Annotated in this window: 20 protein-coding genes and 1 pseudogene; 12 read left to right on the forward strand and 9 right to left on the reverse strand. The window is 66.7% G+C overall.

The genetic code is table 11. From position 1 onward, the window contains the following. Nucleotides 1-11: 11 nt before the first annotated feature. Both CJ177_RS00345 and CJ177_RS00350 read right to left on the reverse strand, forming a co-directional pair. On the reverse strand, nucleotides 12-443 hold the full coding sequence (locus CJ177_RS00345) for a nitroreductase/quinone reductase family protein (RefSeq protein ID WP_061698025.1): 432 nt from the start codon (nucleotides 441-443) through the stop codon (nucleotides 12-14). A 19-nt stretch (nucleotides 444-462) separates the two neighbouring features. Then, nucleotides 463-2298 carry an MFS transporter gene (locus CJ177_RS00350; protein ID WP_179443138.1) on the reverse strand — a complete coding sequence of 612 codons (1836 nt, stop codon included), beginning with the start codon at nucleotides 2296-2298 and terminating at the stop codon, nucleotides 463-465. A 350-nt stretch (nucleotides 2299-2648) separates the two neighbouring features. Here CJ177_RS00350 and CJ177_RS00355 point away from each other — a divergent pair, with 350 nt between their 5' ends. Next, on the forward strand, nucleotides 2649-3047 hold the full coding sequence (locus tag CJ177_RS00355; RefSeq protein WP_095867053.1) for a hypothetical protein: 399 nt from the start codon (nucleotides 2649-2651) through the stop codon (nucleotides 3045-3047). Here CJ177_RS00355 and CJ177_RS00360 read toward each other — a convergent pair. After that, nucleotides 3031-3534, reverse strand: coding sequence for a hypothetical protein (locus tag CJ177_RS00360; RefSeq protein WP_095867433.1), 504 nt, complete (start codon nucleotides 3532-3534; stop codon nucleotides 3031-3033). The genes CJ177_RS00355 and CJ177_RS00360 overlap by 17 nt on opposite strands. Before the next feature lie 128 nt (nucleotides 3535-3662). Here CJ177_RS00360 and CJ177_RS00365 point away from each other — a divergent pair, with 128 nt between their 5' ends. Next, a complete protein-coding gene (locus CJ177_RS00365; protein ID WP_095867054.1) occupies nucleotides 3663-4976 on the forward strand; it encodes an HNH endonuclease signature motif containing protein in 1314 nt (437 codons plus the stop codon). A gap of 83 nt (nucleotides 4977-5059) precedes the next feature. Here the strand turns inward: CJ177_RS00365 and CJ177_RS00370 are convergent, their stop codons facing one another. Beyond that, nucleotides 5060-7678 carry a LuxR family transcriptional regulator gene (locus CJ177_RS00370; RefSeq protein WP_005238230.1) on the reverse strand — a complete coding sequence of 873 codons (2619 nt, stop codon included), beginning with the start codon at nucleotides 7676-7678 and terminating at the stop codon, nucleotides 5060-5062. A 285-nt stretch (nucleotides 7679-7963) separates the two neighbouring features. Between CJ177_RS00370 and CJ177_RS00375 the strand changes: the two genes are divergently transcribed. The 3 genes from CJ177_RS00375 to CJ177_RS00385 all read left to right on the forward strand — a co-directional run bounded on the left by CJ177_RS00375 (nucleotide 7964) and on the right by CJ177_RS00385 (nucleotide 10123). Beyond that, nucleotides 7964-8404, forward strand: a complete 441-nt coding sequence (locus CJ177_RS00375; protein ID WP_005238231.1) for a hypothetical protein — start codon at nucleotides 7964-7966, stop codon at nucleotides 8402-8404. Nucleotides 8405-8593: 189 nt separating this feature from the next. Next, a complete protein-coding gene (locus CJ177_RS00380) occupies nucleotides 8594-9865 on the forward strand; it encodes a S8 family serine peptidase (RefSeq protein WP_095867055.1) in 1272 nt (423 codons plus the stop codon). 15 nt (nucleotides 9866-9880) lie between these two features. Further along, complete coding sequence (locus CJ177_RS00385; RefSeq protein ID WP_061698352.1) at nucleotides 9881-10123, forward strand: hypothetical protein; 243 nt, start codon at nucleotides 9881-9883, stop codon at nucleotides 10121-10123. A gap of 6 nt (nucleotides 10124-10129) precedes the next feature. Here the strand turns inward: CJ177_RS00385 and CJ177_RS00390 are convergent, their stop codons facing one another. Then, nucleotides 10130-10648 (reverse strand): protein tyrosine phosphatase, encoded by a 519-nt coding sequence (locus tag CJ177_RS00390; protein WP_095867056.1) that lies wholly within the window; start codon nucleotides 10646-10648, stop codon nucleotides 10130-10132. Between the two features lie 105 nt (nucleotides 10649-10753). On the opposite strand from CJ177_RS00390, the gene CJ177_RS00395 reads away from it, so the two are divergent. From CJ177_RS00395 to CJ177_RS00410, 4 genes are all read left to right on the forward strand, one after another. After that, nucleotides 10754-12076, forward strand: a complete 1323-nt coding sequence (locus tag CJ177_RS00395; protein ID WP_005238244.1) for a UDP-glucose/GDP-mannose dehydrogenase family protein — start codon at nucleotides 10754-10756, stop codon at nucleotides 12074-12076. Between the two features lie 117 nt (nucleotides 12077-12193). Then, nucleotides 12194-13159 (forward strand): triacylglycerol lipase, encoded by a 966-nt coding sequence (locus CJ177_RS00400; protein WP_095867057.1) that lies wholly within the window; start codon nucleotides 12194-12196, stop codon nucleotides 13157-13159. 115 nt (nucleotides 13160-13274) lie between these two features. Further along, nucleotides 13275-14693: an Hsp70 family protein gene (locus tag CJ177_RS00405; protein ID WP_179443140.1), complete on the forward strand. Its 1419-nt coding sequence runs from the start codon at nucleotides 13275-13277 to the stop codon at nucleotides 14691-14693. A 50-nt stretch (nucleotides 14694-14743) separates the two neighbouring features. Next, nucleotides 14744-14977: a hypothetical protein gene (locus CJ177_RS00410; RefSeq protein ID WP_206033988.1), complete on the forward strand. Its 234-nt coding sequence runs from the start codon at nucleotides 14744-14746 to the stop codon at nucleotides 14975-14977. 11 nt (nucleotides 14978-14988) lie between these two features. On the opposite strand, the gene CJ177_RS00415 is transcribed toward CJ177_RS00410, so the two are convergent. Continuing rightward, the gene (locus CJ177_RS00415) at nucleotides 14989-16290 is read right to left on the reverse strand and encodes a YibE/F family protein (RefSeq protein WP_095867058.1); all 1302 of its coding nucleotides are present in this window, start codon (nucleotides 16288-16290) and stop codon (nucleotides 14989-14991) included. Between the two features lie 560 nt (nucleotides 16291-16850). Here CJ177_RS00415 and CJ177_RS00420 point away from each other — a divergent pair. Continuing rightward, a complete protein-coding gene (locus tag CJ177_RS00420) occupies nucleotides 16851-17312 on the forward strand; it encodes a hypothetical protein (RefSeq protein ID WP_257014319.1) in 462 nt (153 codons plus the stop codon). 4 nt (nucleotides 17313-17316) lie between these two features. Further along, nucleotides 17317-18498: an MAB_1171c family putative transporter gene (locus CJ177_RS00425; protein ID WP_095867060.1), complete on the forward strand. Its 1182-nt coding sequence runs from the start codon at nucleotides 17317-17319 to the stop codon at nucleotides 18496-18498. Here CJ177_RS00425 and CJ177_RS00430 read toward each other — a convergent pair. The 3 genes from CJ177_RS00430 to CJ177_RS00440 are packed head-to-tail and all read right to left on the reverse strand — an operon-like array spanning nucleotide 18489 to nucleotide 20964. After that, nucleotides 18489-18929: a hypothetical protein gene (locus CJ177_RS00430; protein WP_095867061.1), complete on the reverse strand. Its 441-nt coding sequence runs from the start codon at nucleotides 18927-18929 to the stop codon at nucleotides 18489-18491. The genes CJ177_RS00425 and CJ177_RS00430 overlap by 10 nt on opposite strands. Beyond that, nucleotides 18926-19645, reverse strand: a complete 720-nt coding sequence (locus tag CJ177_RS00435; RefSeq protein ID WP_005238256.1) for a helix-turn-helix domain-containing protein — start codon at nucleotides 19643-19645, stop codon at nucleotides 18926-18928. The genes CJ177_RS00430 and CJ177_RS00435 overlap by 4 nt, the downstream gene beginning before the upstream one ends. Nucleotides 19646-19701: 56 nt before the next feature. Next, complete coding sequence (locus CJ177_RS00440) at nucleotides 19702-20964, reverse strand: pyridoxal phosphate-dependent aminotransferase (protein WP_005238257.1); 1263 nt, start codon at nucleotides 20962-20964, stop codon at nucleotides 19702-19704. Between the two features lie 189 nt (nucleotides 20965-21153). Between CJ177_RS00440 and CJ177_RS00445 the strand changes: the two are divergent. Beyond that, nucleotides 21154-21699: pseudogene (locus CJ177_RS00445) on the forward strand (carotenoid oxygenase family protein); the annotation flags it as partial. Between the last annotated feature and the right edge of the window lie 93 nt (nucleotides 21700-21792).

The raw sequence follows: 21792 nt of genomic DNA on the forward strand, positions 1-21792 counted from the left end.
GGTGACCGGCGTCAGGTCGTGGGGTCGAGCAGAACCAGAGGGATCTCGCGGTCCGTTTTCTTCTGGTACCCTGCGTATCCCTTGTAGGCGGCGGTCACCTTGGGCCACAGACGGGCCCGCTCCTCGGGGGTTGCCATGTGGGCACGCATGGACTGCGCGGGGTTTCCCTGGAGCGACAGTTGGACCACCGGGTTGGCCTGCAGGTTCAGGAACCACGCGGGGTTGCGGTCGTCGCCACCACGTGACGCCACCACGACGAGGGTGTCACCTTCCCGCACCGGCACGGTCAGCATGACGCTGTGCACCTTCCCGGTCTTGCGGCCGACGGTGGTCAGCTCCACCGCCGGCATCTTGCCGAAACTCCGCCCCACCCGCCCGCCGGTAACGCGCAGCAGGGCGCGGTGGGCGGCGTTCATGAACTTGAGTCCGCGGTCCGTCGGCATGGTTTTCAGCGTAACGGTTTCAGTGTCCGGGGGAGGTTGCCTCCGCCGTTGACGGATGGTCGTGGACGAGTTCGCTCGGGCCGATTCCGGCCTCGCCGGCGATTCCGGCGAGTTCCGCGCCGACCGACTCGTGCGGCTCGTCCGCCGTCGCCTTCTTCTGCGGGCCGGTGAGCAGCGAGGCGATTCCGCCGATCACGCACGCGACGATCGCGAAAGCGAACGCCATGGCGAGGCCGTCGGCGAACGGACCCGAGATCAGCTGGGGGAAGAAGTCCAGGCCGGTCAGGTGCGCCTGTTGCTGCTCGGTGAGCGAGGACAGTTGCGGTCCGAGCAGTTCCTGGATCGGGTTGACGCCGAGGAACGCCGCGAACAGCACAGCCACGGCGGGGAGATTCGCGATCTGGGTGGCCTGCGCCGCGGGAACCCCGTTCGCCATCAGTCCGTCGCTCATCGCGGCCGGAAGGTGGGAGCTGAGTCCGGCGATCATCAGACTGAAGAAGAATCCGATCGACAGCACCATCGCCGCGTTCTGGAACGTCGTCATCATGCCCGCGCCGACGCCGCGCGCGTCGGCGGGAAGGCTGTTCATCACCTCCGCCCGGTTCGGCGCGGAGAACATCCCCATTCCGACGCCGTTGATCAACAGCGTCACGGCAAATGCCCAATAGTCGAAGTCGACCGGCAGGGCGATCAGCAGACCGAACGTGCCCGCGGTGATGAACATGCCAGTGCTGGTGAACCACTTGGTGCCGAACCGGTCGGAGATGACCCCGGATACCGGTGCCGACAGCAGGAATCCGATGGTCATCGGCAGCATGTAGATGCCCGCCCACAGTGGGGTGCGACTGTAGTCGTAGCCGTGCTGCGGCAGCCAGATGCCCTGGAGCCAGATGATCAGGATGAACTGCAGTCCGCCGCGGCCCAGTGACGCGACCAGATTGGCGATGTTGCCCCAGGTGAACGACTTGATCTGGAACAGATGCAGGTTGAAGAGGGGATTCGCGACCTTGGTCTCGATGACGCAGAAGATCGCGAGGACTGCGAGACCGCCGACGAGGCACCAGAGCACCAGCGGGCTGCCCCAGCCCATCGATGACGAGCCGTACGGCTGGATGCCGTACGTGATGCCGACCAGCACGGCGATCAGTCCGACGGCGAACGTGATGTTGCCCCACCAGTCGATGTCGGCATGCCGGCGGACGCCGGTGTCGCGGAGTTTGAGGTAGGCCCAGATCGTTCCGACCACGCCGAACGGAACCGAGACGAGGAAGATCAGATTCCAGTGGATCGGCGCGAGGATGCCGCCGATGAGCAGGCCGAGGAAGGATCCGGCGATCGCGGCGACACCGTTGATCCCGAGCGCCAGCCCACGCTGATCAGCGGGGAAGGCGTCGGTGAGGATCGCCGACGAGTTCGCCATCAGGAACGCTCCACCCACGCCCTGGACGACGCGCCACCCGATGAGCCACAGTGCCGCCTCGGTCCCGTCGAACCACGTCACTGCCAGGAAGATCGAGGCGATCGTGAACACCGCGAAGCCCATGTTGTACATCCGGGCGCGACCGAACATGTCGCCGAGCCGTCCGAAACTCACGACCAGGACTGCGGTGACGACGAGGAAGCCCATCATCATCCAGAGCAGGTAGCTCGTGTTGCCGGGTTCGAGTGGGTTGAGGTGGATGCCCTTGAAGATGTCGGGGAGCGCGATCAGCACGATCGACGAGTTGATCGTTGCCACCAACATGCCGAGCGTGGTGTTCGACAACGCAATCCACTTGTAGTGCGGGCCGAGCACTTCGAGTGTCCGGGTGTCGTCACCGTTCGAAACGGCGGATTCCTGCGTGTGCGAGACCAAGGAATTTCACCTCTCAAGTTTTCATAGTTTCCAAAAGTAAGTAATCGAAAAGCAAGTGTTCTGTTGTTGCATGTTCTGTGTGGTGGGGCGTTCGGCCGACCGTGGCATCCCCTGAATGGATATGCCCGGTATGTCCGGTATGTCGCTGTCGCTCAATCGGTTCCGTCGAGACGGTCGATCAGGTTTGTGATGATACGACGTCTCGTTCCACCCCGCACCCCAGGCGCTGTGGCCCGATCGGGGGACAGTCGAATCATCCCATTCAAGGCACGATCGGGGGACAGTCGCGGCGCCCGATTCGCGACAGGATGACTCTCATGCGAGTCGGACGCAGGAACAGGACGAGGTAGATGTCGACGATTGCGAGCACCACGTTGGCGGAGGTGGCATCCGAGTGGTGCACCGAGGCGGAGATTCAGGTGCAGCCGTCGGCTGTCGCGGGCGGGCGGAATGTCACGCGCAGCGTGCTGTTCATCGGTAACCCGTCCACCGTCACCGAAGTGACGCACTGGGCCGCCGTGCGGCACTGGACGGTGGAGCAGGGACTGAAACCCGTACGCGAACTCCAGGGTGACGTGCTGTGCGCGATCGTCACCGAGGCCGTTGCCGACGGGACCTGTGCGTCGGCGGATGCGGCGGTCGTGCAGCGCGTGCGCGCCCGTGGCTTGGACTGCATCCCCGTCTACGACATCGAGCCGTGGGGGACAGCCCGGTTGCCCGGTGCGCTTCCGCCTACGTCGGCTCCGTGAGCGCGCGTTGGGCCGCGGGCCAGAATTCGAAACCTGCGGTCATCAGTCCGCCGAGCCCGATGATGATCACCGCGGCGTCGACGCTGGTCCGCCCCTCCTTCGCCCAGTAGACGTCTTCCAGATCCAGCAGCAACGCCAACTCGTCGACGATGAGCGCGGTGCCGACGCCGTACGAGATCGGCACCGTCGGATGGCGGCGTTGCTTCTCGGAGCCACGTACCGCCACCGCCCCGACCCCGGCCAGCGCGGCTATGCCGAGGTTGTAATGGTGGAAATGGCGGCCGTGGAGACTCAACCCGCCCCCGGCCGGGCCGTGCCCACGCCTGATCCAATGAGTCAACGCCCGCACCCCCGCGAACGTCAGCGTGAACGCACCCCACGACACCACCGCCGACTGCTCACTCGGATCGAGCTTCCTGCGCCACGCAGCGCGCAGGCGGCGCCAGCGGCTGCGGTGGGGTTCGGTCGCTGGATGCGGGGTTGTCACACCGTCAAGCGTGCCACCCGTCCGCGTACTTCGCATGTCGTTCCGGGACTTCCTCGGTGGGGCTACCCGAAGGTCGCGGCTGCCACGAAACCATTGACTCGAACAAAGGTTCGAACTAGGATTCGAACATGGGGCTCGGGGGAGATATCCAGGGGGCGTTGTCGGACGAGATTCTGGCGACCGTGGTCGGTGACGCGTGGCGTTTGGCCGAGGCGGAGTTGCTCGAATCGGTTGTTCGTATCTCGGAGGAGATTCAGCGACTCGAAGCCCTGCGGGTCAAGCTCGTCGGTGCCGTCGACCACCGCTGCAAGGTCGATGTGCTGGGGTTTCCGAACGCCAAGATGTGGCTGGCCTCCAAGACGTTGCTCGAGGTGGGGGCGGCGGGGCGAATCGTGCTGTTGGGCCGAGGCTTGCGTCTCCAACCTGAAATCGCGGACGAGTACTTCGACACCAACATTTCGGCGGAGCATGCTGCGCTCATCATGAAGTTCTGCGAACGGCCACCCAAGGGCATGCCGCTCGAAGCGATGGACGACTGCCGAAATGCGTTGCTGTTCGCGGCAACCGGTCCCACCGCGAACACGGACGCAGTGCGCGCCGTGATCGCCAGGCTGGAACGCGCCTTCGAGTCCGACGATCCGCCGCCCAGTGAAGACACCGACCTCAACGAGTTCCACGCCTCCAAGACGCTCAACGGGCGCGTCGCCGTCAAAGGCGACCTGGATGCCGTCACCGGCGAAATGCTGCTCTCGGCGCTCTCCGGACTGTCCAAGCCGCGACCGGCGCAGGACGGAACCAAAGACAGCCGCACCCCCGGACAGCGACGGGCAGGCGGGTTCACCGAACTCCTGCGTCGCTATCTCGACTCCGGGATCGCCGGCGAAGAAGGTGGAGAACGGCCACACGTCTCCCTCCACGTCAGCGTTCGAGATCTAACCGACCACACCGACTGCAGTGCACGAGCACAGCAGGATGCCGCCGCCTCGCCGGACGACTCACTCTTTGCCATCGATGGGGTGGCGTGGACCGAGTGGATGGGGCCGCTGAGTCTCAGGGCAGCCCGGCTTCTCAGCTGCGATTCGATCTATACGCCGATCGTGCTCGACGACAACGGAGCGCCGCTCGACCTCGGCATCTCCACCCGGACAGTCACCAAGAGACAGCGAAAAGCGTTGGTGGCGAGGGATCGGGGATGCGCGTTCCCCGGGTGTGGTGCGCCGCCGTCCTGGTGTGAAGGTCACCACATCGTCCACTGGTCCGCAGGCGGGCCGTCCGACATGGGCAACCTGGTGCTGCTCTGCGGATTCCACCACCGGCTGCTGCACCACAGCGACTGGGAGATGGAGATGGGAGGCGACCGGCACCCCACGTTCATCCCACCCCAGCAGGTCGACTGGGAACGAAAGCCGATACCGGCGCACAACCGGGCCCGAGCATCCTGACCATGCGACACAGCGCATCACGCCGACTCGGCAACAGGACACTGCCGAGCCGACATGCCGTCGTGCCCGGAGTCCGGTCGGTGTCACCGAACCGTCGTGCCCATCGCCTGCGCAAGACCGTTGCGATCGGCGACGTCGAGTTTTATACACGCACGGTAGATATGACCCTCCACCGTCCGCACCGAGACGAACAACCGATCGGCGATCTGGCGGTTCGACAAACCCGCCGCAACCATCGACCCCACCTCACGCTCACGACTCGTCAAGGGGAGCGGATGGGCCGCCTCCACCAGCGCGGGGGACGACATGTGATCGCATCGGGCCGACAGGGCTTCGGCCGCCGCAGCGCACTCGATCGAACGCCGCTTATCGGTGGCATGCGTGAACGCGATCGCCGCCCGAGCGTAGGCATCGGCGGCATCCGGCAGGGCCCCGATCTTTTCGAATTCGGCTGCTGCCGATGCCACACCGCATCCGTTTCCTGCCGCGACTGCCGCCGCATGCCGGGCAACGATGTCGACGAGTTGGCCGTCGCAGATGTCCGCCAACTCGGCGAGACGCGTGGCGGTAGTCGTGTCACCGAACCGGGTGGCAAGGTGAAGCGCGGCCGCCTCGATGCCGAATTGTCCTGATTTACAAGCGGACTCTGCCGACGACCGCGATAGATCGACGGCCCGCGACGTTTCACCTCGCGCTGCGGCGAGCCACGCCTGCGACATCATGAGTTGGGGCCCGAACACGGCCACGTGCCGACCGTTCCGGGCCTGCGCTGCTGTGATGATCCCGTCCGCCTCGTGAATGCGACCGAGTTCCGCATACGCCTGACCGAGCGCGATGTAGGCGGGGAAACTCCACGAGATCGCATCGGCAGTATCGCCGACGTTGAGGGCCGCGATCGCCTGCTCGAGGCGACCCGCGGCGTCGGTGAACCGGCCGCGGGCAAGTTCCACCGTCCCGACCAGGATGTTCGCAAGCCCCCACGCTACGTATCGGCCGCTGGATGCCAACGAGAGGTATTCCTCGGCCCGGTGCTGCGCCGCGCCGAACTGTCCGGTCAGGGTCAGCGCGAGGATCTCACCGTGCGCGGCAGGGAACCTCAGCAACCCGTCTATCTGATCGGCCACCGCAGCGCTGCGCGCTGCCAGTTCCGGCACTTGGCCACCGCGTCCCATCAGTGCCAGGGACAACCCGCCACCGAAGTACGCCCACTCGATCGCCCATGGCAGAACTCGGTCGGCGGCCAGAATCGCCTTCGCTGCCGCTGCGGCCTCCTCGGGCCGATTCTCGAACACAGCGCACACCGAGCCGATGCCCTCGATGATCGGCACGAGACTGGGATGCGTGACCTTCTCGCGGAGAACCGCGAGGACCTCGTCGGCCTTCTCCGACTCGCCGCTTGCCCAGAACAGGTTTGCGATCCGCGACGTACCCCAGCGCACCAGCTGCACCTGGTCAAGACCGTCGGGCGAAAAGGACAGCAGCAACGATTCGGCCTCCGTGGCGTGCCCCTGCCACAGCAGAGCCCGGGCAAGAAGGTCGGCTGCTTCGAAGCTGCCGGTCTGGTCGAATGCCGCGCGCGCGAGCCGTTCCCCCAGAGGAACATTCGCCAAACCGATTGCGTCCTCGGCGGCGTTGACCAACAGATCCGGTTCGACCGACCGATCGCTGTCGAGCGCCAACTCTGCCAGGCGAATTCGATTGGAGGACCCGACCACAGCGCGACTGCTCAGAGCCTCGACGAGCTGTCCCCGGAGCCTCCGGCCTGCCGCGCGCCCCAACCGTCGTCGAATCACCTCACCGAACAGTGGATGCGTGTAGCGGACGTCGAGCCTATGTCCGTCCTCGACGATTCTGACGAGGCCGCGGCGCTCGGCCTCCTCCACCGCATCGTCACCCGCCAGCTGACCGAGGATATCCAGATCGAGCGGCTCGCAGAAAGTGAGAAGCTGCAACGCCCGCAACACGTCGTGGGGAATCTGATCGATCCGGTGCTCCAGCAGGGAAGCGAGCTCGGACGTGATGGCGGCACGTCCCCGCAACTGCCAGACCCCGCCGGATCGGCGCAGCGTCCCCGCTTCGAGAGCGCCCTCCACCAGATGTCGGACGAACAACGCGTTCCCGCCGGACGCCTCCCAGATCATGTCCGCACTCAGCCCCTCGAGTGGGCCGTCCAGCACGGACTCGATCAACTCGATGCTCTGATCCCGGCTGAACGGCGCCAGTTCGAGCCGCAGAAGGTGACCGTCCTTCCACAACGACGTGATCGCGTCGGGCACGGTCTCACCGTTGCGAACGGTCGCGACGATGTGGACCGCCCTGTCGAGCGCAAGTTGATGGAGGAACGTCGCCGAGAGCTGATCGAGTAGGTGTGCGTCGTCCACGCCGACCACCACGTCACGACTGCGACCGTCATCGAGGAGCGCCTGCCGCGCCGCCGACAGAAAGGCGACCGGATCCCGGGAGGTGGATGCCCCGACCAGATGCGCGAACACACCCAGCGGGATGCTCCGCGCCGATTCGGTGCCCGCCACCCATTTCACCTCACGTGGCAACGACTCGGTGGCGAACCGCGCGAGGGTGGTCTTGCCGACGCCGGGATCGCCCGTGAGGACGACACCGCATCCCCCGGACCGAGTCGTGAGCGACGCGGTGATCGCGTCGAACTCGACTTGCCGCTGAATCAGAGGCCACGTCGGACCCATGGTCCGATTCTAGTTCTCCAGGTGGCGGAATCAGTATCTCTCGCCCGACATCGAGCATGAGTTGTGCAGCGAAGCAGGGTAATCCGTGCTTCGAGTCGCTTTGAGTCGCGATACCCGGTGGTGTAGAAGGCTTGGGCCTCGAAAGGCGGTCACAGGTTCGGTTTTTCGAGCGCCCGGTGTCTCGTATCGAACGGTCGAGTACTCGCCTACTCGCGAGAATAGCCGACATCTCAGTCAGGCTGGGTTCATCCCCACAGGTACAGCGTCGAGGTACAGGAGAAGGTCATGATCGCGCTGCCGGAGCCATTCTTCAGTTGGACGGCCAGGCGGATCGACCTCGCGGGAATCCGTGAACGCGAGTTCGCCGACCTGGTGTTGGACGAACGTGTGCCGCTGGGGCGGAACACGGCGCGACTGATCGCCACCCGCGACGAGGGCGCCGATATCGACTACCTTGCTCTGATCGTCGGCGACGTCGCAGATGGACATGACATCGCAGTCCGCGGCGTCGACGAGGAAGCGCTACTCGTCGAGGGCAGTCGAACCGAATCCTCTCCGGAGATCCTGATCGGGTTGCGGGCCGCACAGAGCATCTGTGGTTGCTCCGATGCTCGGCACGTCGACAGCCAGTTGCGTCTCGACGGTCCGATCCGGACGATGATCGCATCGATCGGCGTGAAATCCGTCGTCGTGGATTGGTACCACGTGATCTCTGCGGTCGCGTGAACCGAACTACTCACCCCGACAGCTCGGCCCGCCACAGATTCGGGTAGCGCGCCACTCTCGGAATTCGAGAGCCCACGCCGGAGAGTGGGGAGTCCCACAAGCGTCACCCACGAGCGAAAGCTGAAGGCAAGTAGACACATTGGCGCGACGACGAGTGCGCCGCGATCCAGAGCAAAGGACGAAACAGTGATGTTTCCACAAGATTCCGACCGAGACGGCGACGGGCCCGTTGCCGATTCGCGGGCCGAGACGACGGGCCGTCAGGTCGTGGTGTTCACGGACGGCGGGGGACGAGCGGGTCCGACGGCACTCCTGCGGTCCCTCACCGGGGTCTCGACTGTGACGAGAAGTAGCGAGTTCGATTCTTCGGCAATGGATCTCGAACTGGCGGAAGCGGCTGACGCGGTTCTGTTCGACGAACTCGGAATTGCGGTGGTGGCCGCGGACCCCGACCAGTTGGCCGCACTCCGCACCGCAGCCGCCTCACCCGACGTGGCGGTCCTCTCGGTCGAACCCGAGTTGGTCCACCATGCGCTGGACAGTGAAGACACCGTCGCAGAGATCGCACGGCCTGAGAACGGTGCAGCTGCGCCAGTAGACACCGAACACTTCCTGGATACGCCGGAGTTCACCTGGGGACTGCAGGCGACCCGCACCACGACGTCGGCGTGCAGCGGGCGCGGAGTCCGGATCGCCGTCCTCGACACCGGACTCGACCTCACCCACCCGGATTTCCACGGTCGTACCATCACGGCCCAATCGTTCGTTCCGGGCGCAGAACCCCAGGACGGGCATGGACACGGCACGCATTGCGTCGGAACGGCCTGCGGTCCGGCAGCGGCCGGCACGCGCCGATACGGAGTGGCTCACGAGGCCGACATCTTCGTCGGGAAGGTTCTGTCGGATCAGGGGCGTGGTGTGGACGGTGGGATCCTCGCAGGCATCGAGTGGGCCATCGCCAACGGTTGCCAGATCGTCTCGATGTCGCTCGGTGCCGACGTCGCGTCGGTGTCCGTCGCTTACGAGACGGTGGGGCAGCGTGCGCTGGCGGCCGGAGCGCTGATCGTGGCCGCGGCCGGCAACAACGCGAACAGAGCCGCCGGGCGCCCGGGACTGGTGGGCGTACCCGCCAACAGTCCGTCGATCATGGCCGTCGCTGCAGTCGACCCCGCTCTCGGGCTGGCCAATTTCTCTGCCGCCAGCAACCCCGTCGCCGGTGGTCAGATCGACGTGGCAGGACCTGGCGTGCGGGTGTTCTCGTCGGTGCCGATGCCCGTGCGCTACGGCTCGAAGAACGGAACGAGTATGGCCACCCCGCACGTCGCGGGCATCGCTGCACTGTGGTGCGAGAAGACCGGGCGCACCGGCCGCGATCTGTGGTCCCTGCTCACCCAGCATTCCCGGCGGCTCGCGTTGCCGTCACTCGATGTCGGTGCCGGGCTGATCCAGGCATCCGGGTAGAAGGCTCGACGTATCGTGCCGGGCATGGTCGGAATCAGTGTCACGGTGGACGCCGACCACGTCGAGGACATCGACGTGGTCGGCGTCGCGCTGGCCGAGGAGGGCATGCGGATCGACGCCATGCACCGCACGATCGGAATCATCTACGGTTCCGTCCCCGCGGGCCGACTCGCAGCCCTCGAGGCAGTCCCGGGCGTCCTGGCCGTCGAACTGGAGCAGCACGTCGACATCCGCCGCAGCGGCCCTGAACCGTGGTAGGCGACGTCAGACGCGGATGCTCCGCGCGACCACACCCAGGAGTTCGGCGATCTCGGACCCGACATTCAGGAATGTCTCCTCGTCCTTGCCGATCGGATCGGAAATGTCCTCCGGCGTCCCGTCCGACTTGTGCTGAGGACGGGCCGACGCCAGGTCGGCGACGGTCTTTGCGTCCGACGCCTCGGCCAGTCGGGCGGCCTCCTTCAGGGTGAATGTCTTCTTCAGCTGCTCGGGAGCCAAGGCCAGGACCTTGTCACGGTGGCTCTCGGTCATCGTCAACACCAGATCGGCATCCGCCGCCAGATCGGCGGTGAGCATCCGCGCGGTGAAATCGCTCGGATCACCGCCGAGCCCTTCGAGGACTTGCGCGGCCGTCGGTTCCATCGGGCGTCCGACCGCGGCGCGGGTACCTGCACTTTCGGCAGTCAGATCGGTGATCCCGAGCTCCTCGGCGTATGCCACTGCGAGGCGCTCAGCCGTTGGGGAGCGACAGACGTTTCCGGTGCAGACGAAGAGAACATGCATGGGCGAAGCATAGGGTCTCGCCTCGCACCGTTCGTACACGCACTGTTGGCTTCGAACATCAGTCGGGTAAATATCGCGCTCACCTGCACTGGTTATCAAGGGTGCATGCGCTGCACCGTGTTTGGAACCGGATACCTGGGAGCCACCCACGCCGCCTGTATGGCGGAACTGGGCCACGACGTCCTGGGCGTCGACATCGATCCCGGAAAAGTGGCGAAGCTCTCCTCCGGGGAGGTCCCGTTCTACGAGCCCGGGCTGGGGGAGGTTCTGCGCCGGAACATCGACGCCGGCCGACTGCACTTCACCACGTCGTACAGCGAGGCCGCCGAGTTCGCCGACCTCCACTTTCTCGGTGTCGGCACCCCGCAGAAGAAGGGGGAGTACGCGGCGGATCTGCGGCACGTGCACTCGGTGATCGACACTCTCGCGCCGCTGCTCGATCGCCCTGCCGTCATCGTCGGCAAGTCGACAGTTCCCGTCGGGACGGCGGCGGATCTGGGTGCGCGGGCCCGGGCGCTCGCCCCGGCGGGGGACGCCGTGGAAGTGGCGTGGAATCCGGAGTTCCTGCGGGAGGGCTTCGCCGTCGAGGACACCCTGCACCCCGACCGGATGGTGCTGGGAGTGGACCGCCAGCGCCCCGGACGCGCGGAGACCGAGTTACGCGAGCTGTATGCCCGCCTGCTCGGCGAGGACATTCCGTTCCTGGTCACCGACCTCGCCACCGCGGAACTGGTGAAGGTCTCGGCCAACGCGTTCCTCGCCACCAAGATCTCCTTCATCAACGCCATCTCCGAGGTCTGCGAGGCCACCGGCGCCGACGTCACCCAACTCGCCGACGCCCTCGGATACGACGCGCGGATCGGCCGGCGCTTCCTCAACGCCGGTCTCGGCTTCGGCGGCGGCTGCCTGCCCAAGGACATCCGCGCCTTCATGGCGCGGGCGGGTGAGCTGGGCGCGAACCAGGCGCTGCACTTCCTCCGGGAGGTCGACAGCATCAACATGCGGCGTCGCACCCGGATGGTGGAGTTGGCGGCGCAGGTGTGCGGAGGTTCGCTGCTCGGCGCCAACGTCGCCGTGCTCGGCGCGGCGTTCAAGCCCGAATCCGACGACGTCCGTGATTCGCCGGCACTCAACGTCGCGGGAATGATGCAGTTGCACGGGGCAGTGGTCAGCGTCTACGACCCGAAAGCCCTGGACAACTCACGCAGACTGTTCCCGACGCTGAACTACGCGACATCGGCGGTCGAGGCGTGCGACAACGCCGACGCCGTGCTTCTGCTCACGGAGTGGGCGGAGTTCGCGGCCCTGAAACCGGAGGATCTGAACGACGTGGTGCGGGCCCGGGTGATGGTCGACGGCCGCAACTGTCTCGACGCCGCGGACTGGCGCACCGCAGGGTGGGTCTATCGAGGTCTCGGGAGGGGATAGCGCGCGCAGATAACGGTTTGTGACCTCACGGTTCCCCGCGATAACGGGTTGACGATCTCCGCTCCCGCGGCATCGGCGGGCGGTAGCGTCAGCCTCAATCGCAACGGAGGGCTGGCGATGTCGAAGGCACGTCACGGATCCCGACTCGCACTCCTCGCTGCCGTTGCCTGTATCTGTGCGCTCGGTGTCGCCCCCGCTCAGGCGGCGGAGGTCCCGACCCTGCCGGGGCCGGCGCAATCCGACGCCGGCGCGGCCATCTCGTACGCGAAGCAGCATCCGCATTCTGCGCCGCCCGGGACCAACGATTTCTCGTGCCGCCCCGGTCCGGCGCACCCCCACCCGGTGATCCTCGTGCACGGGAGCGACGGCAGTGCCTATTCCAACTGGGCCGGGTTGAGTCCGACATTGAAGGACGCCGGCTACTGCGTGTTCGCCCTGAACTACGGGCGGAAACCGGGCACCGAACACTTCGGGATGCAGACGATGACCGAGGGAGCGGCCGAACTCGAGGTGTTCGTCGACGATGTCCTGGCCGTAACCGGTGCGGACGAGGTCGACCTGATCGGTCACTCGCAGGGCGCGACGGTGGCCCGGTACTACATCAACAGGCTCGGCGGGGCCTCGAAGGTGAACCGCTGGATCGGTCTCGCGTCGCCGTCCTACGGTGGAACGTTCTTCGGGATCGCGACAGCTCTGCAGACGCTGCCCGGCGGCAACGAGTTGATAGTGGGGATCGGTTCGGAGGCCCTCGCCGAGCAGGTGCAGGGATCGCCGTTCCTCACCGCCCTCAACGCCGGCGGTGACACCGTCCCCGGCGTCGAATACACCACGATCGGGACGCGGTACGACGAGGTGATCCAGCCGTACACCAACGTCGCGCTACACGACCCCGGTGCGACCAACATCCTCGTCCAGGACCTGTGCCCGCTGGATCAGACCGGCCATTTCAACCTGCCTTACGACCCGTTCTCCCAGCAATTGGTTCTCAACACGCTCGATCCTGAACACACGATCGTGCCGCCCTGCAGGTTCGTGCCGCTGGGCACGGGCATCGCGGGAGTGATCATCGCGAGCAACTTCTGAGTTGCCTCTCGCCGAACGGTTGCTCGGTTGCCCAGTCGGACCGCTTCGCTAGACTGCGGGCCATGGAGTGGGGGGATTCCGGATCGAACCCGTGCACAGTCGAGTTAGGCGGCCCATGAGTTCGGTTCTAGGTGTGTCGGTCGGTGCGAGCGCTGTGCGCTTGGCACGACCCGACTCCGTGAACCGTGACGACGCCGGGAGCAGGCACATTCCCGATTTCCGGGCCCAGGTCGTCGCCGCCGGGCGGGACCTGCCGGAGGAACTCGCTGCCGAATCGATCGGCGTCGTCCTCGCCGGTGCACCCGACGCCGGGCCGGTCCGAGCCACCGGGGTCGCCTACCGCGACGAAGCCCAGGCAGGCGCCGTCCAGGCGGCGATGGCCCGGCAGCAACTCGCCAACTACCAGCTCGTCACCGAAGCCTCGGCGGCGCTGAAGTTCCTCGACGTCTCGGGCGCCCTCGGCGACCATGCGACGCTCCTGTTCTACGACCTGGGCAGCTCCGGGCTCACCGTGAGCGTCGTCGACCGGGCGACGGGGGAGGCGGTGGAGACGGCCCGCACCGACGCGGTGAGCGGAGACGTCTTCGACCGGCTGATCCGCGACAACCAGTTGGAGAACAAGCGGATCGAGGAGCCCGCCGACGCGGCCGCCGTCCTCGCGCTCGACCTCCGCTGTCGTGAGGCCAAAGAGCGGCTGTCCACCGGCGGCGCCGTCGCGGTGCCCGGTGACGGCGGGCTGCTGTTGCTGTCCCGCGACGTCTTCGACGCGCTGATCGGTGTCACCGTCGAATCCTCGGCGCGCCTCGCCCGCGACGTGATCGCGAAGTCGGGACGAACTCCCGACGCCGTGGTGCTCATCGGCGGCGGTGCACGCATCCCGCTGGTGCGGTCGGTGCTGCAGTCGTGGCTCGGGTTGCCGGTCGTCGTTCCCGACCACCCCGAACTCGTTGCGGCACAGGGTGCTGCGCTGCTCGCCCAGCAGGTGGTGCCGCCACCCGCCGAGGTCGCCAGGGTCCTCCCGCCGCCGCACACGCCGCAGTCCGCACCGGACGCAGTCGTATCCACCAACCAGGCGCCGAGCGCGACCGTCGCACGCACCGGTGCGCCGTCGAGTACTCCGTCCTGGCTGAGCGCCGCGGCGCCGCCGCCGAGTCAGCAGGTGGCCAAGCCCCAGATCCGGGGGGCCGCGCTGGCGGGCAGCGCGCTCGCCGTGGTGGCGGTGATCGGTCTCGGACTCGGGTACGGCAAGAACCTGTTGGCACGCAGCGAGGGCTCGTCGCAGCCGGTGACCACACAACTCACCACCGAGTCGCCGGTCATGACCGAGGTGGCCACGCCGTCGCCGACGACGCTCCCGCCGCCTCCGACGTCCGAAGCCGTCGAAGCGCCGATCCAGACGGCGTCGCAAATCCGGATTCCGGAGCCGGAGCCCGCCCCGCCGCCCCCACCGCCCGTGCCGGTGTTCCCCGGTCTGCCGCAGATCCAATTGCCGCCGTTCCAATTGCCCGAACTTCCCAGGTTCCCCGGAACGTAGTCGCCGCCGTTCTCCAGGCCTACGATGGGAATGGTTCCGGCGTAGAGAGGATGTGTGCAGTGACTGCAAATCCAGCGGAGTTCCACAGCACTCCCAACGTTCCCAGGCCTTCGGCGGCCGCGCCGGCAGAAACGCGCCGGCTCGTCGCATATTCCAAGCCGATCCTGAAGATGTTCCCGCCCACCAGCGAGCATGCGGCCAAAGTGACGATGCTGACCGTCTACGCGCTGATGGTCATCGCCATCATCTTCATCGTCCTGCGGGAGTTCGGCGTATTCAGCTAGCGGTCGCCGCGCTACTTGGAATGGCGGCCACCCCGTGACGGCTTGACCGCGGGCGCGCTGCCGGAGGGATCCGCGCCGATCGGCCGCGCCAACATCACCGCGATCGCGGTGGTCAGTGGAACCGACAGTGCCAGGGCGATGCCACCGACCGCCGAACGCACGATCTCGATGGCCACGGCATCGCTGAGCAGCACGTCCTGGATCGACCGCCCCGCCACACTGAACAGCAACAGCAGCGGCAACGCCCCGCCGGCATACGCGAGGACGAGCGTGTAGACGGTGCTGGCGATGTGATCGCGTCCGACGCGCATCGCCGAACCGAAGATCTGACGCCGGGAGGCGTCGGGGTCCAGCGACGCCAGTTCGAACGCGGACGCCGCCTGCGTGATGGTGACATCGTTGAGCACACCCAGCGAGCCGATGATGAAGCCGGCGAGCAGGAGTCCGGTGATGCTGACGTGCTGTATGTACGTCTGGACGTTGGTGTTCTGTTCCTCGGAAAGCCCTGTCAGACGAGTCATTTCGATGGTGGCGTAGGAGAGGATCGCCGCCACCAGCATCGACGCGAGAGTGCCCAGCAACGCCGAACTCGTTCGCAGGGAGACACCGTGGGCGAGATACAGGACGGCATACAGGATCACGGCGCCGGAGACGAGGGCCACCGGGATCGCGGGTTGTCCGTCCAGCAGGGCCGGGAGCGTGAACAGGACGAGCACGCCGAACGAGACGACGATGCCGACGAGTGCCCGGAATCCACGCCACCGCGCGACCGCGATCACGACGGCGGCGAACGCGAGCGCGATGAGGGTGACGGGCACGCCGCGGGCATAGTCCTCGAACGAATACTCCGTCGTGCCGTTCACGTCCGTCTGACGGGACAGCCGGATTTTCTCGCCCACCCGGAGGTCGGGCTGTCCGGGCCCGGGAATGATTTCGAGCAGCGTCTGGGTACCGGTATTGGGACCGGACTCGATGTCGACGATGCTGCGCTGGCACTCGTACGCGCCGGCGGGCGGCGGCAACGGGGTGCCGGTGAAGACGCGCCCGGCCGACGGACTTCCACAGTCGCCGATGTTCTGCATCGTGACCGTGCCCGACTCCGTGACGACCGCACCGCCCTGGGCGCTCTGGAAGGGCTGTTCGACGTCGACGCTCGGCTTGCCGGGCCACAACGCGATGGCGCCGAGGAGCACCGCGACGCCGATGGCGACGAGGAGTCCGACGACCACCTTGGCGGCCACGGGTCCCATCGGGGCCGGTCCGTCGCTGTGGCCGTGGCCATGTCCGTGTCCGTGTCCGTGGAATTCGCTCATCGGCCGCGTCGCGTCGGCTGCTGGGGGGATTGTCTCGGCACGCACGACAGGGTAGTCGGACGGCGACCGGCGACGCTGTGACGGAAGTGGCGTGCGGTGCCAGTGTTGCCAAGCTGTCAGGCTCGTATTGCTCTTGTGTCGCTTATATGTCGCCGGTGTGATTAGATATCGAAGCATGGCACGCAGCAGCTAATCTGCAGCGAACGCCGAACTCCACGCAAGGGTGGTCCGGAACTCCGAACGAGGGGTGTGTTCCGCGGACGCCGAGCCGCTGCGTGGAGAGATTTGCCGAGCTGGGTGGCGGGGTACAGGGGGGGTTGACCCCGCCACCGACCTGGCGCCCACAGGGGGGGAGGGGCGACAGGTGCTCGAGGCACTCGAGGTGCCGGTAGCCAATCTACCGACACGGTAGGGGTATTCGTCAACCGGGTAGGTGAAATCGCCCACATGTCGTGACCTCGTACCCCGACGGCCTAGGATTATGGCCGTTCGGAGGTGTTCCAGTGCGAATCTCGCGGCAGTCGCGATCCAGCAACCATCTTCGCCGGATCGTGGCGGAGATGGCTATTCCCGTGCCCTGGAACAGGGATCAGCTCGTCGCCGGCGTCGCAGCTCGTCGTGGCCGTCCGATTCACCTGGTCCCGGTCTCGCAGGCCTTGGTCCAGGGCGGTCATTCCGGACTCTGGCTCGCACGGGCCGACGACGACGTGATCCTGTACGCAGCAGGGACGTCGGACGTGCACGCCACCCACATCATCTGCCACGAACTGGCGCACATGGAACTCGGCCACGACCGCGACACGATCGGGGACACCTCCGTCGACTCGACGGTGCTGTCGGTGGCCGCGCCGTCGGTCGACACGGCGCGCGTGGTCAAAATGCTCGGCCGGTCCAACTACTCGAACGACCAGGAATACGAGGCGGAACTTCTCGCCACCCTGATCATGGCGGGGCGTCGAGCGGGGACGAGCGACGACACCGTCGGTGACGCACGGGTGTCGCGGATGCTCGGAACGTTCTGACGCCGTGTACGAACCGCCCACCTATGTGAGCTGGCCGCTCCTCGCCGTCGTCTGGGGGACGACGCTCCTGCGCCTGGCCCTCGTCCGGTCGACGGTCGCCGAACGCCGGATGAACGCCGCCCTCGTCTTCGCTTCCTTCTCCCTGGTCCTCCAGCGATCGCTGGCACAGATCTGGCTCGACCGCTGGTTCGGGTACGGGTTCGCGAACACTCTGAGCAACGTCTGCATCATCCTCACCGCGGCGTCGCTCATCAGTCTCTTCTCCGCGTGGGCGCTTGGCCCGGCGCGCCTTCCCCGCATCCACGTCGTCTCGCTGTCGATGTGTGCCGTCGCGGGGGCGATCCTCATCGGCCTGAGCGCGCCGGCGCGATCGCGGGGGGTCGCCATCGCCGACGAGGGTGGCTGGCCTTTCGCGGCGTACTGCATCACGTACGCGGTTCCGATCCTGTCCGTCGCCCTGCTCAACCTGTGGATCTCGCTGAAGGCCGTGCGCAGCGCGACACCGGGACGCGAGCGCCGGGTGTTTCTCGCAGTCATCGCCCTGTCGTTGTTCGAGGTGTTCGACATGGGGGTCGTCGTGACGACCGGCGTGGTCAACGCGGTCAGCGAAGACAACGCCCTGACCGAATCGCACAGCGACTCGGGTGCGTTCATCCGCCTGCTCGTCGTGTCGGCGGGCGCGATCATCTCGGTGGGGCCGGTGGTACGGGTGCTCGGTCACCGGCGGCGGTCGCGGCGGGTCACCCGGCGTCTGCAGCCGATGTGGCTGACCCTGACCGGCGCGGTGCCCGAAGTGGTCCTGGAACTGCGACCGGCGGATCGCCGGGCACTGTCGGCCCGGAGCCGCCTCGACCGCATGAGCGTCGAGATCCGCGACGCGATCATGATCCTCGACCGGCACGTCGTGTTCGAACTCGGAGGGCATACCGGCACCGCACCGCCCGTGGTCACCGCGACGCGGCTGCACCTCGCGTGCCTGGCCCGCCGGGCCGGTCACCGGGCGCACGGCACGGGCGGGACGGCGCACCTGTTCACGACCGACGTCGGCGGCGAACCGTGGGAGCTGGCCCGGCTCGCCGATCACTGGCGGGACGCCGAGCAGGTGGCGGCCGAACTGTGGGCGCGTCGCCTACCGCAGTTCGGCGGCCCCGCGGACCCGTCGGCGCGCGTCCCCGCTCAGGTCTGACGAGGGTCCGGGGCCGCGACCGGCACCGGTCCGTGACTCCGCCGCAGATTCTCCAGAAGGGGAATCAGCGATTCCATCTCCGCGGTGGTCGGCTCCGCGGATGCGTCGAGCGACCGCATCGACAAGTGCCGGACACCGGCCTCGCGAACCGCGATCTTGAAGCGGACCAGCGTGTCGTAGTCGTGGTAGCCATCGGCGGCGAGGTACTGCTCGGGGGCGTGGAAGTGCTGCGCGACCGCCCGCAGGACGTCGGGCTCGGGCGCGTGGTGATCGTTCCTGCGCAGGGACTCGATCTCGGACGGCTCGACGGGCCAGCCGAGTATCCGCGACACACCCGCGGCGACGGTGTCTTCGCCCGGTTCGGGACCGTCGAGGTCGTGGGCCAGCGAGAAGAGGCGGTTGACCCGCACCGACAGTGGCACGCCGTTCATGCGTTCACCTCCGCGTCTCCGCTGCGTTCGGGATCCTCGGTGGCCACGAGTTTCACCGCGTCCTCCCATCGACGCCAGAAACGCTCCCGGGTGGCCGCGTCGAGGCCGTCTCCCCGGCCGTAGAGGAAGCGGCGATACCGTGCTTCCTCCAGTTCACGCGGGTCGGTGACCGTGGACGGTTCCTCCAGCAGGTGGCCGAATGCGAATTCGACCAGCGGCTGGCGCGGCCCGGCGGGGCCTCCGTTGACTTCCAGCAACCGCGTCACGTACGCGCCGGTGATCTTCGAGACCACCCGGCTCAGTTCGCCCGCCGCTTCGGCCAGCCCGGGAACCTCGGGGTGCGCCGCGCTCAGCTTGGTGATCTGGGTGTGCGGCCCCAGGATCTCGATGATCGTGTCCAGATCCAGCGGAATCTCCGACGGCCCGAGCGTCAGCGGGCGCGAGGTCGGTGACCGGTCCTCCCCGTCGAGCGCCTCGAGAGGAGTGGGATGACCACCATCGAGGGTGCGAGCCGCGCTGCCCGGAGCCCAGCGGAGCGCGACGTCCAGTTTGCGGAGGGTCTCGATGCTCGGATCCGGGCCGGTCCCGTTCTCGGCGCGCGTCTGAGCTGCGTCGGACGGGCCACCCGCGGCCGTGACCTCGTCCTGTGTGAGGTTCAGCAAACGCCGTCGTCTGTGGACGAATTGTCCGAAACGCGCGCGGGTGCTGGTGACCATTCTTTTCCCCCAGGAGACACGCAAGCGACGCGCGTGTCGCTTGCTGTGTCTCGATCCTACTGCTTGTAGCTGGTGAGGAAATTTCCGAACCGCTCGATGGCGACAGCGAGATCACGCGCCCACGGCAACGTCACGATGCGGAGGTGGTCGTGGTCCGGCCAGTTGAATCCGGTGCCCTGCACCATCAGGATCTTCTCCTGCAGCAGAAGGTCCTGGACCAGCTTCTCGTCGTCGTATATCTCGTACACGTTCGGGTCGAGGCGGGGGAATGCGTACAACGCGCCCTTCGGCTTCACGCAGGAGACACCGGGAATCATGTTGAGGCGTTCCCAGGCCACATCACGCTGCTCGAGCAGTCGACCACCCGGCAGGATCAGGTCTTCGATGCTCTGGTGCCCACCGAGCGCCACCTGGATGGCGTGCTGACCGGGCACGTTCGGGCACAGACGCGTCGACGCCAGCAGGTCGAGTCCCTCGAGGAAACCCGCGGCGTGTTCCTTCGGTCCCGTGATGGCGACCCAGCCGGACCGGTAGCCGGCGACGCGGTACGCCTTCGACAGGCCGTTGAACGTCAGGCACAGCAGGTCCGGGGCCAGCGTCGCCAGTGAGATGTGCTTGGCGTCGTCGTAGAGGATCTTGTCGTAGATCTCGTCCGCGAGAAGCAGCAGCTGATGCTTGCGCGCCAGGTCGACGAGCTGCTGCAGCACCTCCATCGAGTACACGGCACCCGTCGGATTGTTCGGGTTGATGACCAGCAGCGCCTTGGTCTTGTCGGTGATCTTCGACTCGATGTCCGCGATGTCGGGGTTCCAGTCGTTGCCCTCGTCGCACAGGTAGTGCACCGGGGTTCCGCCGGCGAGGCTCGTCATCGCCGTCCACAGCGGGTAGTCCGGTGCCGGGATCAGCACCTCGTCGCCGTTGTCGAGGAGCGCCTGCATCGTCATCGTGATGAGCTCGGACACACCGTTGCCCAGATAGATGTCGTCGACGTCGAGTTCGGGGAACCCGGCGACCAGCTCGTAGCGGGTGACGATCGCGCGCCGCGCCGACAGGATGCCCTTGGACTCGGAGTAACCCTGCGCGTACGGGAGCGCGGCGATCATGTCGCGCATGATCACGTCCGGCGCGTCGAAACCGAACGGTGCGGGGTTGCCGATGTTGAGCTTGAGGATCCGGTGGCCTTCCGCCTCCAGCCGGGCGGCGTGGGCATGTACCGGTCCACGAATCTCGTAGAGCACGTTCTGAAGCTTGGTGGACTGCTCCAGCTTGCGGTGCGGCATGCGGTGATGGCCGTGGTCTGGGTTGCTCACGAGCGTCATTCTCCCACTCCCGGGCAACCCGATTTCTACTGGTGGGTATCAGACCGCCGTCGCGTCGTGGAAACACCCCGCCCGCGCAGGTGCTCGTCGTACCCTCGAGAGGGGGTCGGATCCGTCTCGCATTCACCGCGCCCGGAGGGAATGACGCACATGTCAGCACCGGTATCCCGTCGCCCCTGACCCGTCGACATCGCGCACCACAGTCATCTCGTCGGGGTGTTCGCGCCGCAACGGGAGGAGGTGGACGTCCGGGATCTCGAGGTGATCGGCGAACTACCCGCCGATCTTCACGGCGGCTATCTGCGCAACGGGCCCAACCCCCGGTTCGATCCGATCGGGACGTACGTCTACCCGCTCGACGGCGACGGCATGGTCCACCGAATCGAAGTCGCCGACGGTGCCGCCCGGTACACCAACCGCTTCGTCCGAACCCCGATGGTGCAGGCGGAGGAGAAGGCCGGGCACGTCATCTGGCCCGGGGTCACCGACCTCTACACGCCGACGGAGGACGAAGTAGGGCCCGACCTCGCGGGCACGTCGCGCGAGCTGCCCGACATCAACATCGTCCGGCACGGTGGGCGACTGCTCGCGATGGCCGAGACCACGCTGCCGTTCCGCCTCGACCCCGCCGACCTGAGCACGCTGGGGCGGGAGAACTGCGACGGCGCCATGGGTGTGGGGAGCACCGCGCACCCCAAGATCGACCCGGTCACCGGACAGATGGTGCTGTTCAACTGAGCTATCAGCGTCAACTGAGCTATCAGCGGAATCTTCGCCGTTCCGGGCTGGGGAGAAGCTGATCTGTCGTTTCGGGTGGATGTTGGTGTG

The organism is Rhodococcus sp. ACPA1, assembly GCF_002300195.1.
GTDB classification, from domain to species: Bacteria; Actinomycetota; Actinomycetes; order Mycobacteriales; family Mycobacteriaceae; genus Rhodococcus_F; species Rhodococcus_F opacus.